This is a genomic window from Bacteroides luti (genome assembly GCF_900128905.1).
GTDB lineage: Bacteria > Bacteroidota > Bacteroidia > Bacteroidales > Bacteroidaceae > Bacteroides > Bacteroides luti.
The window spans coordinates 37,211-50,916 of record NZ_FQTV01000015.1; the positions used below are offsets into that span (position 1 = coordinate 37,211).

Sequence of the window (13,706 nt, forward strand, 5' to 3'; positions counted from 1 at the left end):
AAATGAACTATATGTCAAAATATAAATTTATCACTGTTTCTTTTCTGGTTGTGTTAGTTACAGTGTTAGCTGCATGTGGAGGAAGTAAAAAAACAGACGAAGAAAGTAAAGAAGTCGAAGTGCTTCCGGAAGATATTGTAGAAATGCGCTTTGATCAGATAAAACTGGCCGATATTCAGCTTGGGAAAATAGAGACTCGTTCTTTAAGTGGTACCACTAAAGTAAACGGTGTAGTATCTGTTGCACCACAAAGCTTTGCCACTGTTTGTGCGCCAATGGGCGGTTATGTGAAGAGAACTTCACTTCTGCCTGGCACTTTGGTTAATAAGGGGCAATTACTTGCCGTGATTGAAAATCCAGAGTTTATTGATCTTCAACAGAGTTATCTTGAAGCAAAGAACAAATATAAGTTTGCGGTGGCAGAACACAAGCGCCATTCTGAATTGTACGAGAATGATGTCTATTCTCAAAAAAGTATGCAACAGAATACTGCCGATTATAAGAGTTTGAAGGCTCAGTTAAATGCTTTAAGACAGAAGCTTGCTCTTATAGGCATAAATCCCGATAAATTGAATGAAAACACTATTCATTCTTCTACTTCCATCGTATCTCCTATAACAGGCTATGTAAAATCTGTAAATGTAAACATCGGAAAGTACGTTACTCCGTCCGATATTATGTTCGAGATAGTCAATAATGATAAGCTCTTCCTGGAGCTCACTCTTTTTGAAAAAGATGCAGCAAAAGTAAAAAAAGGACAAAAAATAAACTTCCTTATCAATAATGAATCAGATCAGCACGAAGCTATTGTGTTCCAAACCGGGAAATCAGTAAGTGGAGACAAAACTTATAAAGTTTATGCCAATGTGATGAGCAAATGTAAGAATGTTATTCCCGGAATGTATGTAAATGCTGCTATCGAAACATTTGGTAATAAAGTAACCGCTTTGCCTTCGGAAGCTATTGTTAGCTTTGATGATAAAGATTATATCTTTGTTTTCGATAAGAATAAGCAGGAAAATGGGAAATCATTTACTGAATATCGCATGATTGAAGTTCGTAAAGGTGTTACCGATAGTGGTTATACAGAGGTTGTATTACCGGAAGATTTTGATGTAAATACTACCAAGGTGGTTATTAAAGGTGCTTATAACTTACTCTCTGCTAAGAAAAATGCAGGAGAAATGAGTTGCTAGTTATTCATTACCAAATTGCATAAAAACAAATAAGGCAGACCCTTATCGTCTGCCTTATTCTTCTTTCTGTTGTACGCCTTCTTCGAAGGTACTACTTTCCGATAGTTTATCGGGTGTCCGTGTTGTTCAATCTCCGCTTCCCTGCTTCCAAGACGAGCAGCCTTTACATAATCCATCAAAGGATTACTCTTTTTCTTTTTCATAACTCTTGTAAATTTTCTGCAAAGTTACAGCATTTTTTTGTATTTGCTTTATTTGTTTTCTTTTTCATTTTCTCTCTGAAAACAAAACTATTTTTTTCATCCCTCACTCCCTCACCAAAATCAATTAAACCAGTTATTTACAGTAAAATAAAAAGTGAGGGATGCAAGTTTATCCCTCACTCATCTCTCACTTTTCGGCTCTACCCTCACTTTTTTGAGTAAAAAAGTAGCTTTTAGTGCAATACTTTCAGTAATTCCTTGGCTACAGCTTCAGATGAGGCTGGGTTTTGTCCCGTAATCAGTAAGCCATCTTTCCTGATGTACGTGCCCCAATCGTGACCTTTACTGTAATGGCCGCCTAGTTTTTGTATTTCATCTTCCAGCAAGAACGGAACAATCTTGTTCAGTTGTACGGCTTCTTCTTCAGAATTGGAGAATCCTGTAACTTCTTTGCCTTTTACCAATGGTTCACCGTTAGGAGCTTTTACGTTGAGAAGTACACCTGGAGCATGACATACAAATGCAACAGGTTTACTGGCAGCATAAAAATCCTCAATCAGTTTAATGGAATTTTTATCGTTTGCCAAATCCCATAGTGGCCCATGTCCGCCGGGATAAAAAACAGCATCATAATCTGCCGGGTTCACTTCGCTCAGTTTCAGCGTATGAGCAAGTTTTTCTTTCAGCGCTTCGTCTTTATAAAACCTCACAGTGGCCGGTGTCTGAAAATCGGGCAATTCACTTTTAGGATCAATCGGTGGTTGTCCGCCTTTTGGCGAAGCAATTGTGATACTAGCCTGAGCATCAGACAGGGTATAATATGGTGCTGCAAATTCTTCTACCCAGAATCCGGTTTTATGTCCGGTATTTCCCAGTTCATCGTGGGAGGTAAGTACAAATAATATTTTCATATCTCTGTTTATTAATGGTTGATTATCATTTATTTTGTGATAGATAACGCAGTTCTCTTCACATTGTTCACTGATCACGCTACTAATTTAATCAATTTAATACCATTAGCTAATACTTTTCCCTAGGAAAATTAACCATTTATCCCTGAATAATTACTGTTAGGGTCCCGACCATAAATGAATATCCTCCCGACTCTGATATTTTAACCTCCCGACCTTAATATCACAGCCTCCCGACCCTAATAATAATAATTGCTCGGTTCTGGATTAAACTAACCTTTATAAATGGTTAATTATGAATTATGTTTAGATTAATTAGTCGGGCAATCTGAATAAGATATCTTGGAAATGATTACTTTTGCAGTTGATATTAAAATTTTAGTTAAGAAGATGCCGTTAAATTTACCTGATAAATTACCTGCTATTGAACTGTTGAAGGAAGAGAATATCTTTGTGATAGATAATTCTCGCGCCAGTCAGCAGGATATTCGTCCACTTAAGATTGTGATTCTCAATCTGATGCCGATAAAGATCACCACAGAAACCGATTTGATTCGCCTGTTATCCAACACGCCACTCCAATTGGAAGTCTTGTTTATGAAGCTGAAAAGCCATACTTCAAAGAATACTCCTATAGAACACATGATGACTTTCTATGAGGACTTTGAAAATATGAAAAACGAGAAGTATGATGGTATGATTATTACCGGTGCTCCGGTGGAGCAAATGGACTATCAGGACGTTACTTACTGGGACGAGATAACGGAAATCTTTGATTGGGCCAGAACTCACGTTACATCTACACTTTATATCTGCTGGGCTGCGCAAGCCGGACTGTATCATTATTACGGTGTGCCTAAGTACCCGCTCGATAAAAAGATGTTTGGTGTGTTTAATCATACTCCCGAGAATTTGCTTAACCCTATTTTCCGTGGCTTTGATGATGTGTTCTATGTTCCTCACAGCCGCCATACGGAAATTCGCAGGGAAGATATTTTGAAGGTGCCCGAACTGGAAATCCTTTCAGAGTCGGATGAGGCCGGAGTGTATCTGGTTATGGGAAGAAACGGAAGAGAGTTCTTCGTAACCGGACATTCGGAATATTCACCTCTTACGCTTGATGAAGAGTATAAACGCGACCTTGCCAAAGGACTCGATATTCAGATCCCTTGCAATTATTATCGTGACAATAACCCTGATAACGAGCCGCTGGTTCGTTGGCGTGGTCATGCCAATTTGTTGTTTGCTAATTGGCTCAATTACTTTGTATATCAGGAAACTCCGTTTAATATTGACGATATTAAATGATGAAGCCAAGAAAAATAGAACTGCTGGCTCCGGCAAAGAATCTGGAGTGTGGTATCGAAGCGGTGAATCATGGTGCAGATGCAGTGTATATTGGAGCGCCTAAGTTCAGTGCACGTGCTGCTGCCGGAAATTCTCTGGAAGATATTGCTACGCTGGTGGAGCACGCCCATTTGTATAATGCAAAGATTTATGTTACGGTCAATACAATTCTTCATGATGAGGAGCTGAAAGAAACCGAAACGCTTATCTGGGATCTTTATAAAGTGGGAGTTGATGCGCTGATTGTTCAGGATATGTCTATAACCCGAATGAATCTGCCACCTATTGCTCTGCATGCAAGTACACAGTGTGATAACCGCACGCCTGAAAAAGTTAAATTCATGGCCGATGCCGGATTTGAACAGGTGGTACTTCCCCGTGAATTGTCGTTAGTAGAGATAAAGAAAATACATCAAACCACAGATGTGCCTTTGGAAGCTTTTGTTCACGGTGCTTTATGCGTGAGCTATAGCGGACAGTGTTACATCAGTCAGGCTCTTTTTGGCCGAAGCGCCAACAGGGGAGAGTGTGCACAGGTTTGTCGCTTGCCGTTTAACCTGGTAGATGCCACCGGAAAAGTGATTGTTCGCAATAAACACTTACTTTCACTTAAAGATCTTAACCAGTCGGACAATCTGGAAGCAATGCTCGACGCCGGTGTTTCTTCACTGAAAATAGAAGGACGACTCAAAGATGTAACTTACGTAAAGAATGTAACTGCCTATTATCGTCAGAAACTGGACGAGATATTTGCGCAACGACCAGAATATATCCGGGCTTCTTCCGGACATTGCAAGTATGAATTTACTCCACAGCTGGATAAAAGCTTTAGCCGTGGTTTCACTAACTATTTCCTTTTCAACCGTTCCAAAGAGATATCATCAATGGACACTCCTAAATCTTTGGGTGAGGAGATGGGCACGGTGAAAGAGTTGCGTGGAAATTACCTCACAGTGGCAGGAGTAAAGTCGTTCAATAACGGTGATGGTGTTTGCTTTATTAATGAGCACGGAGAACTCTCCGGCTTTCGTATCAACAAGGTAGAGACTAACAAACTCTTTCCTCACGAAATGCCGAATGTGAAGCCCCGCACGGTGCTTTACCGCAATTTCGATCAGGAATTTGAGAAACTATTGACGCGTAAATCTTCAGAACGGAAGATTGATGTGGAATTGTGCCTCGCCGAAAATAATTTTGGCTTTACACTCTCTGCGAAAGACGAGGATGGAAATGCTGTAAGCGTTACACTCCCTCGTGAGAAAGAGCTTGCTCGCACTCCGCAAGAAGATAATCTCCGCAATCAGTTGGGTAAACTGGGAAATACTCCGTTTGAAGCTTCACGGATTGATGTGGACTTTCAGGAAAACTGGTTCATCCCTGCTTCGGTATTGGCCGAACTAAGACGTGAAACTATTGATAAGCTGCTGCAGACCCGGAAAATCAACTACCGCCGTTCTGTACGAAAAATACAGCCTACTACTCATTCTTTCCCGTTAAACAAGCTCACATATCTGGGTAACGTGATGAATGCTGAGGCCGTAACGTTCTACAGAGATCATGGTGTGAAGGAAATACAACCGGCATTCGAAAAAACTCCGGTAGAAGGTGCTGCTTTAATGTTCTGCAAGCATTGCATTCGCTATAATCTGGGATATTGTCCTACTCATCAGGGAGAAAAATCTCCTTATACCGAGCCGTATTATCTTACGTACAAGGATAAAAAGTTCCGTTTATCGTTTGATTGCAAAAATTGTGAGATGAAAGTGATTAATGAATAATTAGAATCATGAAAAGGAAAGAGCAAGATTTTCTACATAAAAAGGCGATTATGTCGCTGTTGAATGCTTTTAGAGGAACTGAATTGCTTTTTGTCATGCATAGTCTCTTACTCTTTTTTACGCTTTTTCTCTCTGTTACTTTTTATTCCTGTAAGTATACCGAACCAAAAATAGATAAAGAGGAGATTTCTGATAAATCGAAAGATTCTCTTTATCAGTTATACCATTATCACTATACGCTGAATAAGAACCTCGAGGCCTGGTCGGATACGGTTAAGCTTGCACAACTTCCCTTTAAGGATAAGTTTGTAACCATAACCAAAGGAGATAGGGTAGTAGTGGCCGAGTTTATGGTACAGCCATCGGATACGGTGGATTCTGTCTGGGTAAAAGTAGCCCGTGATCAGAAAACCCAAGGATGGGTTCACGAATCAACGATTGTTAATAACTTTGTTCCCGTTAATCCCGGTTCTCAGGCTATTTTTGTGTTTAGTCATACCCACGCCTCTTATTCTCTGATTATTGTAACACTTGTATTGGCTATCTATCTTTTCCGGGTTTATCGGAAAAAGAAGCTCATGCTGGTTTATTTTAACGATATCAACAGTGTATATCCGTTGATGCTTTGTTTTCTCCTGGCTTTCTCTGCTACCATTTATGAGAGTATGCAGATGTTTGCTCCGGAAACGTGGCAACATTTTTACTTTAATCCTACGCTGAGCCCATTTAAGGTGCCCTTTATACTTTCTGTATTTGTGCTGAGTATATGGGCCTTTATCGTGGTATTTCTGGCTTCGCTCGAAGAATTGTTCCGTCAGCTTTCTCCTTCCTCTGCTTTCTTGTATTTGATGGGATTGGCAGCTTGCTGTATTTTCTGCTATTTCTTCTTTATAATTGCTACATCGTTTTACATAGGTTACCTGTTTCTGGCTTATTTCTTCTACCTCCTTATGAAGAAGGTTAATGGAAGAATGACGTATAAATACCGGTGTGGCAAGTGTGGAGCGCTGATGAAAGATAAAGGAGAATGTCCTTCCTGCGGAGCAATTAATCAGTAATCTGCAGAAAAAGAAACCACAGCTATTAAAGAATAGTATCTAATATTGTTCTTTTACTCAGGTTCTGTAAGTGAACAATATCCGTACCCTATCTTCAATAGTGTGGTTCTCTAATCAGAAAAAAGAAATAGCTATATTTAGTTTAAGTCAATTAGAATCTGTAACGCAAGTCTATTCCTGCTTGTACTGGTTTCCCTTTTTGCATAAAGGTTTTTCCGCTTGATACAAAGCCAAAGGTTGCATAAGACTCGTCTAACATATTTCTGGCCCATAAATCAAGTTGCACTTTCTTCATTGTAACTCCTATTTTCCCATTCAGAATTCCGTAGAATTTTTGTGTCACGTCATTATTCTCTGTCCAGTATATTTTCCCTGCTCCGTTATATTGTGCATTAAAGGTTAGTCTGCTAATCAGACTATTCGAGAATGAAAAGCCATATTCAGCACCAAGGCTGAAGGTGTTCTGAGGAACCATTGGAATATAATTGCCATTGTAGCTAACAGAAATGAGCTCTCCTGCCTGGTTCTTCTGGTTGCTGACGTAATCTTTGAAAGTGGCATGAGTATATCCGTAAGCAGCATTCAGGCTAAATGCATTGGTAATTGTTGCACGAATACTGGCTTCTGCACCAAGACTGGCACTGTGCCCGGCATTCACGGTCATTCGTCCTAAGCCACTATCTGCAAAACGTACCACCTGCTGGTCTCTGGTATCCATGTAAAAGGCAGCAGCATCGGCTATTAGTTTATTGTTTAGCAAAGAAAGGTGTGTTCCCACTTCATAGTTCCATGTATATTCGAGCTTATAGGTTATTGCTTTAGCTACATCTCCGTCTGTTAAGGCAGTAGAAGAACTACCCATTAACTGAGCTTGTGCAAGGTCAGCAAACATCTGGAAGTTATATCCACCAGAGCGGAATCCACGGCTTACTGAAGCATAGACATTACCTGTTTTATTATTAGGAAAATCATATTTAAGTGCAAACTTTGGAAGCAATTGCAAATAATCATCATCAACTTTACCATGAATATCAACCACTCGTGAAGCGTCAGTTGTCTTTCCACGCATTGTCATAACAGCATTCATGGTTGCATTTGTGCTGTGCGTTATCTTTAATTTCTCATAATCCAGTCGTAAGCCTACTGTTGCAGATAACCCTTTAATAAGGAAATCATTGTAAGTAGATTGATGAAAGAGTGCTGCTCCTAAAGAAGGAGTATTGTAATTTCCATATACAGGCATTGAGGCATCGGTTAGTTTAACAGTCATCGGCAGTCCTGCCATAGCTGCATCCATAGCCGATTGAATCATGGAAATGCCGTCTTTCTCGAAATAAACAGGAGAATTAGTCTTTTGTGATTGATAAAAGCCAAAGGCTCCGCAGGTCCACTCGTATCGTTCATTCTCGAAGGAACGGAAAGTTATCTCTTCGGAAATGGTATTTTGCTTTTGTTTTTGAGTAATGGAATAATAATCCTTGGAAGTGAAATCCTGGTCCATATACATTCTGTCCTTTAGGTTTTGAAAACCGGTGGCAGCATTCATGATATAGTTTCTGGCCTGATAGCTTATGTTAAGCCCTGCATTGAGTAATCCACGGTAATATTTGCTTTCTCTGTTTGTGGAAACATCGCCAATTTTATCTGTTGAACTATCGTAAATGGCATAAGGATATCCTCCCTGATCACTGTATTCGTAGCTTACATTCAAATCAAGTTTTAAGTTATCCTTTGGTAACCAGATACTGCGTATTCTTCCACCGCCACTGCTAAGCGGATCGGCTTTTTTGTTCAGGTAAGTGTTCTCAAAGAATCCACCACTCTTTTCATAGAATCCTCCGGTAGAGAAGGCGAATTTATCATTAACCCGGTGATAATGAGTTAATGCAGCGGAATAGCTATCGTAGGTACTGGCACTTAAATTCAGGTCAGTTCCCTGATAAGCAAAAGGAGATTTCGTGTGTAACTTGATAAGTCCGCCCATTGCATTCCTTCCGTAAAGAGTACTTTGTGGTCCGTGCAAAACTTCAATGTTTTCAATATCCGAAAAGCTGAAGTCGAATGCTGATTTATCGATATAAGGGATATCATCCACATACAGTCCAACAGAAGGAGTATTTATTCTGGAACCTACTCCGCGGATATAAATGGCGGAAGTCAGCTTGGAACCATAATCGGGAATAAAGAGGTTTGGAACAATCCCGTTCATGCTTTTCAGTGAGTTTATCTGGTATGCCTGCATCTCATGCTGAGAGATTGTTGAAACAGTAACCGAAAGTTGACGAAAATGCTTGGATTCTTTTGGAGAAGCGGTAACTATAATCTCTTTTATCTTAACGCTATTGGTAGAATCCTTTGGAATAAGATCACTTGCCAGTAAGTTTTGGGTTAGTAATAGAATAAAGAATAGTAATATGTTCCTTTTCATTTGTGTAGTTTTTTAATTCGTCTGCAAAGTACGGACTATTAAAAAAACAACACAATCCTCATTTATGGGGATTTTATATACTATCGGGAGAAATGTATCCGTTCATCACGGCATAAATTGTTAATCCGGAAACCGACTTTATACCGAGCTTTTCAGTGATATTCTTGCGATGAGAGATAACGGTTGTGAGACTAATATTGAGCTTGTCTGCAATCTCTTTGTTTATGAGTCCTTTAGTTACAAGAATCAATACTTCGATTTCACGGGCCGAAAGCTCATCATCCGATGGAAGCTTCTCCATTTCACTCGATTTATGAGAAAAGAACTTCATCAGTTCCGTGGTCAGTTTCTTTTCAGGAAGGAATATATTTATAATATGATTGGAAGCAGGAAACGTATGATTCCCTGCTCCATGCATCATTATAATAGTTTTTTCTTTACGTGGAAGGAAGAAAGGATTGTAAAGAATATAGGTTTGTGAGGATATGAAATAGTGAGTGTACATATCCGGTGTGTCATCGGCAAATGTAGGAAAATCTTCAAAAGAACGAATGACGGCTTTGGGCAGTTGTTTTTCCAGCAAATTTCTCAAGCCAACGCAGGTAAGCGTATTTGCATCAATAATTGCAATTTCTAAATTCTCCATAACCTATATTGTTTACAATTAATTTTTTAGATTGCCTGCACATATTTTGCCGCACTCTCGGCGCATCGTTCACCATCTATCCCGGCAGAAACAATACCGCCGGCATATCCTGCACCTTCACCGCAAGGGAATAATCCTTTAATGGTGATGTGTTGCAATGATTCCGAATCACGGATTATACGTACCGGTGAAGAGGTTCGTGTTTCTACACCGATCATAGTTGCTTCATTAGTCAGGAATCCGTGTGAGAACTTCCCGAATTGCTGGAATCCTTGTGATAACCTTTTGGTAATGAACTGTGGCATCCAGAAGTGAAGCGGAGAAGATACTAATCCCGGACTATAAGAAGAATCGGGTAGGGAAGATCCTAACTTTCCTTTGGTGAAATCGACCATTCGTTGTGCTGGTGCTGTCTGGCGTCTACCTCCCTGCATCCAGCATTGATGCTCCAGCTCTTCCTGAAACTCCATCAGTGCTAACGGACCATACTTTGCATATTCAGGGAAATCTTCGGGATGGATTTCAACGACCATACCCGAGTTACTCCATTTTGAGCCACGGTTGGATGGAGACATACCATTGACTACCACTTGTTCCGGGCCGCTTGCCGCAGGTACCACGAAACCTCCCGGGCACATGCAGAATGAATAAACTCCTCTGCCTTCAACCTGAGTAACGAAACTGTATTCTGCTGCAGGAAGATAATCACCTCTACCGTTTTTGTTATGGTACTGTATCTGGTCAATCAGCATTTGCGGGTGTTCCAAACGTACACCCACAGCAATACCTTTTGCTTCAATGTCTACATTATTGGCTGCCAACCAGCGATATACATCGCGTGCCGAGTGACCGGTAGCCAGAATAACCGGGCCCAATAATGTCTTCCCGGTATTTGTCTCTATACCTTTTACTTCGTTATTTTCTATAATCAGAGCGTCCATTCGTGTTTCGAAATGCACTTCGCCGCCACATTCCAGAATGGTATTACGCATCTTTTCAATGACTCCCGGCAATTTATCCGTACCAATATGTGGATGAGTATCCACCAGAATGGAAGTACTTGCACCGTGCTGGCAGAATACATTCAGAATCTTGTCTGTGTTACCACGTTTCTTGCTGCGGGTATATAGTTTTCCATCTGAATAAGCACCGGCTCCACCTTCACCAAAACTATAGTTTGACTCCGGATCAACAATATGTTCACGTGAAATGAGGGCAATATCCTTTTTACGATCGCGCACATTCTTACCACGTTCCACGATAATAGGCTTTATTCCCTCCTCAATCAGCTTAAGAGCAGCAAAAAGACCGCCAGGGCCTGCCCCAACAACGATTACTTGTGGAGCATTCTCTACTTTTTTATAGGTTGTATGTATATACTCGTCATCTGCCGGCATTTCATTAATGTAGGCACGAACCTTCAGATTCACGAAAACAGTACGCTGTCTTGCATCAATACTGCGTTTCAAAATGCGAACTGCATTGAGCTGTTTCAGGGAAATTCCATTCTCCTTTGAAAGATATTCTTTCAAACGCTGTTCATTGGCCGCAATCTCCGGTAATATTCTTAGTTGTATCTCTTGTATCATAGCTATTTTTGTTTTAACCGAATAGGCAACGGAATGCCTCTTCGACCTTTCTTACCGGAACCAGTTCTATATTTATTTTCTTTTTGTCTAGTCCCTGCAAATTATGTTTGGGAAGAATCATCCGTTTGAATCCCAGCTTTTCTGCTTCACCAATTCGTTGTTCAATACGGTTTACCGGACGAATCTCTCCTGATAAACCAACTTCTCCGGCCAGACAGACTTCTCTTTCAATCTCTGTATCCATATTTGAAGAAAGAATGGCACTGATTACCGATAAGTCGATGGCAGGGTCGTTAACCTTTAAGCCTCCGGCAATATTTAAAAAGACATCTTTCTGTCCCAACTTGAATCCCACTCGTTTTTCAAGTACAGCCAGTAGCATATTCATGCGGCGAAGATCAAAACCTGTGGCAGATCTCTGAGGAACTCCGTAGGCTGCCGAGCTGACAAGTGCTTGTGTCTCAATAAGGAACGGACGAACTCCTTCAATAGCAGAAGCAATGGCTACTCCGCTCATTCCATCATGGTCGAGCGATAGCAAAAGTTCCGACGGATTACTAACCTGACGCAATCCATCCTGTCTCATTTCATAGATACCCAGTTCGGAAGTACTTCCAAAGCGATTCTTTATGGAACGAAGAATGCGGTACATGTAATGCTGATCTCCTTCAAATTGCAGCACAGTGTCTACAATATGTTCCAGTACTTTTGGTCCGGCAATGCTGCCTTCTTTATTTATATGACCGATGAGTATCACCGGAGTATTAGTTTCTTTAGCAAATTTCAGGATAGAAGCCGAGCATTCGCGCACTTGTCCGATACTACCTGGAGATGATTCTATGGTTTCTGTGGAAATGGTCTGAATAGAATCGATAATAACCAGTTCTGGACGTATATTCTTGATGTGAGTATAAATTTGTTCTAATGAAGTTTCACAAACAATCAGGCAATCGGACGAAGTATGCTTAATTCGGTCGGCACGAAGTTTAAGCTGGCGTGCACTCTCTTCACCGGAAACATAAAGAATGCGGCGATCGGGCATGCGGAGTACTGTTTGCAATACCAGGGTAGATTTACCAATACCGGGTTCCCCACCAATAAGTACCAATGAACCGGGAACAAGTCCGCCACCCAGTACCCTGTTTAACTCTTCATCCTTTAAATCAATACGAGGTTCATCGGATGTAACAATATCACATAAAGATATAGGTTTGGCTTTTGGTGTTTCAATACCCGAAGTTGGGCGTTTATTGGCAACCTCTTTGCGAACAATCTCTTCAACGTACGTATTCCATTCTCCGCAAGAGGGACATTTGCCTACCCATTTGGGAGAATCTTGTCCGCAGTTCGAACACACATATACGGTTTTGTCTTTTGCCATTTTTGCAATTATAATTATATATAATTGCAAAAGTACCGATATTTTTTCAGAAACAGATTAATTGATAGTAATTTCTCCGGCAATGGAAATATTCATCATTTGTCGCACTTCATCAGGAGGAAGTCCGTGTCCCAGAAGAAACATTAGTTTGGTTACGGCAGATTCTGTTGTGCTGTCATATCCGCTTAAAATTCCAGCATCAAGTAATTGTTTGCCTGTTTCGTAACGATCCATTTCTACAGTACCTGCACTACATTGGGTGACGTTAACAATAACGATTCCTCGTTCATTTGCCGCAATAAGTTGGTTGATAAGCCACTGACTTCTGGGAGCATTTCCCGATCCGTAAGTCTCCAGAACTACACCTTTTAATCCTGGGATGGCAAGAGTTGCAGCAACCACATTTTCCTGAATGCCCGGAAATAGTTTAAGGATCATTACATTTGTATCCATTGAAAGGTGTGGAGTAAGAGGTCTGCCGTTTGTGCAATGATGAATCAGTGAAGGTTCATATTTAATATGTATACCTGCTGCGGCCAGTGCCGGATAGTTGTAAGAACGAAATGCATTGAAGTTCTCTGCATTAATCTTAGTTGTCCTGTTTCCTCTCATTAAATGGTTCTCAAAAAAAACACAAACTTCAGGAACCAGCGGTTTTCCCCTGCGTTTTGCCGCAGCAATTTCGAGACTCGTCATCAGATTTTCTTTTCCATCTGTACGAAGCACGCCGATAGGAAGTTGAGAGCCAGTAAGAATTACAGGTTTGTTGAGGTTTTCCAGCATGAAACTAAGAGCTGATGCCGTGTAAGCCATGGTATCTGTGCCATGAAGGATTACAAATCCGTCATATTTCCGATAATTTTCATAGATGATTCTGCAAAGATCAGCCCATGCCTCAGGCTCCATGTCTGAGGAATCTCTTGGTGGATTAAACTGGCAGGAATCAATCTTGAAGTCCAGCTTTTTAAGTTCTGGGACATGTTTTTGTAATTGCTCGAAATTGAAGTTTTCCAAAGCACCAGTCTCAGCATTCTCAATCATTCCTATTGTTCCACCAGTATAAATTATCAATACGGAAGCATTTTCTTGTTTCATCCTTTGGATTTTACCTTTGTTATAATGCAAATATAGGTATTATTCTATTATTTTATAACAAAATGATAAATATC

General features: G+C 40.5%; 11 protein-coding genes. 4 read left to right on the plus strand and 7 right to left on the minus strand.

The features are described 5' to 3' along the window. Window positions 1–11: 11 nt before the first annotated feature. Complete coding sequence (locus BUC21_RS13055; protein WP_175550523.1) at window positions 12–1,196, plus strand: efflux RND transporter periplasmic adaptor subunit; 1,185 nt, start codon at window positions 12–14, stop codon at window positions 1,194–1,196. Here the strand turns inward: BUC21_RS13055 and BUC21_RS13060 are convergent. Next, window positions 1,193–1,399, minus strand: a complete 207-nt coding sequence (locus tag BUC21_RS13060) for a hypothetical protein (RefSeq protein WP_073403140.1) — start codon at window positions 1,397–1,399, stop codon at window positions 1,193–1,195. The two genes, BUC21_RS13055 and BUC21_RS13060, sit on opposite strands and share 4 nt — an antisense overlap. Before the next feature lie 233 nt (window positions 1,400–1,632). Beyond that, window positions 1,633–2,310 carry a type 1 glutamine amidotransferase domain-containing protein gene (locus tag BUC21_RS13065; RefSeq protein ID WP_073403214.1) on the minus strand — a complete coding sequence of 226 codons (678 nt, stop codon included), beginning with the start codon at window positions 2,308–2,310 and terminating at the stop codon, window positions 1,633–1,635. Window positions 2,311–2,700: 390 nt separating this feature from the next. Here BUC21_RS13065 and metA point away from each other — a divergent pair, with 390 nt between their 5' ends. Genes metA through BUC21_RS13080 form a run of 3 tightly spaced genes read left to right on the plus strand, consistent with a single transcriptional unit; the run spans window position 2,701 to window position 6,493 of the window. Further along, the gene (gene metA / locus BUC21_RS13070) at window positions 2,701–3,618 is read left to right on the plus strand and encodes a homoserine O-acetyltransferase MetA (protein WP_073403216.1); all 918 of its coding nucleotides are present in this window, start codon (window positions 2,701–2,703) and stop codon (window positions 3,616–3,618) included. Continuing rightward, window positions 3,615–5,435: a peptidase U32 family protein gene (locus tag BUC21_RS13075; RefSeq protein ID WP_073403142.1), complete on the plus strand. Its 1,821-nt coding sequence runs from the start codon at window positions 3,615–3,617 to the stop codon at window positions 5,433–5,435. Before metA ends, BUC21_RS13075 begins: the two co-directional genes overlap by 4 nt. Window positions 5,436–5,485: 50 nt before the next feature. Next, window positions 5,486–6,493 carry a hypothetical protein gene (locus tag BUC21_RS13080; RefSeq protein ID WP_073403144.1) on the plus strand — a complete coding sequence of 336 codons (1,008 nt, stop codon included), beginning with the start codon at window positions 5,486–5,488 and terminating at the stop codon, window positions 6,491–6,493. 151 nt (window positions 6,494–6,644) lie between these two features. Here BUC21_RS13080 and BUC21_RS13085 read toward each other — a convergent pair whose 3' ends face one another. The 5 genes from BUC21_RS13085 to BUC21_RS13105 form a co-directional block, all read right to left on the minus strand. Beyond that, on the minus strand, window positions 6,645–8,921 hold the full coding sequence (locus tag BUC21_RS13085; RefSeq protein WP_073403146.1) for a TonB-dependent receptor: 2,277 nt from the start codon (window positions 8,919–8,921) through the stop codon (window positions 6,645–6,647). 73 nt (window positions 8,922–8,994) lie between these two features. Continuing rightward, complete coding sequence (locus BUC21_RS13090; protein ID WP_073403148.1) at window positions 8,995–9,567, minus strand: response regulator transcription factor; 573 nt, start codon at window positions 9,565–9,567, stop codon at window positions 8,995–8,997. A 26-nt stretch (window positions 9,568–9,593) separates the two neighbouring features. Further along, window positions 9,594–11,156: an NAD(P)/FAD-dependent oxidoreductase gene (locus BUC21_RS13095; protein WP_073403150.1), complete on the minus strand. Its 1,563-nt coding sequence runs from the start codon at window positions 11,154–11,156 to the stop codon at window positions 9,594–9,596. 13 nt (window positions 11,157–11,169) lie between these two features. Next, complete coding sequence (gene radA, locus BUC21_RS13100) at window positions 11,170–12,537, minus strand: DNA repair protein RadA (RefSeq protein ID WP_073403152.1); 1,368 nt, start codon at window positions 12,535–12,537, stop codon at window positions 11,170–11,172. A gap of 57 nt (window positions 12,538–12,594) precedes the next feature. After that, on the minus strand, window positions 12,595–13,632 hold the full coding sequence (locus tag BUC21_RS13105) for an asparaginase (RefSeq protein WP_073403154.1): 1,038 nt from the start codon (window positions 13,630–13,632) through the stop codon (window positions 12,595–12,597). Window positions 13,633–13,706: the final 74 nt, after the last annotated feature.

Bases quoted from the DNA above. Each gene is read 5' to 3' on its own strand.
- BUC21_RS13055 (WP_175550523.1), top strand. From the start codon at position 12: ATGTCAAAATATAAATTTATCACTGTTTCTTTTCTGGTTGTGTTAGTT.
- BUC21_RS13060 (WP_073403140.1), bottom strand. From the start codon at position 1,399: ATGAAAAAGAAAAAGAGTAATCCTTTGATGGATTATGTAAAGGCTGCT.
- BUC21_RS13065 (WP_073403214.1), bottom strand. From the start codon at position 2,310: ATGAAAATATTATTTGTACTTACCTCCCACGATGAACTGGGAAATACC.
- metA (WP_073403216.1), top strand. From the start codon at position 2,701: ATGCCGTTAAATTTACCTGATAAATTACCTGCTATTGAACTGTTGAAG.
- BUC21_RS13075 (WP_073403142.1), top strand. From the start codon at position 3,615: ATGATGAAGCCAAGAAAAATAGAACTGCTGGCTCCGGCAAAGAATCTG.
- BUC21_RS13080 (WP_073403144.1), top strand. From the start codon at position 5,486: ATGTCGCTGTTGAATGCTTTTAGAGGAACTGAATTGCTTTTTGTCATG.
- BUC21_RS13085 (WP_073403146.1), bottom strand. From the start codon at position 8,921: ATGAAAAGGAACATATTACTATTCTTTATTCTATTACTAACCCAAAAC.
- BUC21_RS13090 (WP_073403148.1), bottom strand. From the start codon at position 9,567: ATGGAGAATTTAGAAATTGCAATTATTGATGCAAATACGCTTACCTGC.
- BUC21_RS13095 (WP_073403150.1), bottom strand. From the start codon at position 11,156: ATGATACAAGAGATACAACTAAGAATATTACCGGAGATTGCGGCCAAT.
- radA (WP_073403152.1), bottom strand. From the start codon at position 12,537: ATGGCAAAAGACAAAACCGTATATGTGTGTTCGAACTGCGGACAAGAT.
- BUC21_RS13105 (WP_073403154.1), bottom strand. From the start codon at position 13,632: ATGAAACAAGAAAATGCTTCCGTATTGATAATTTATACTGGTGGAACA.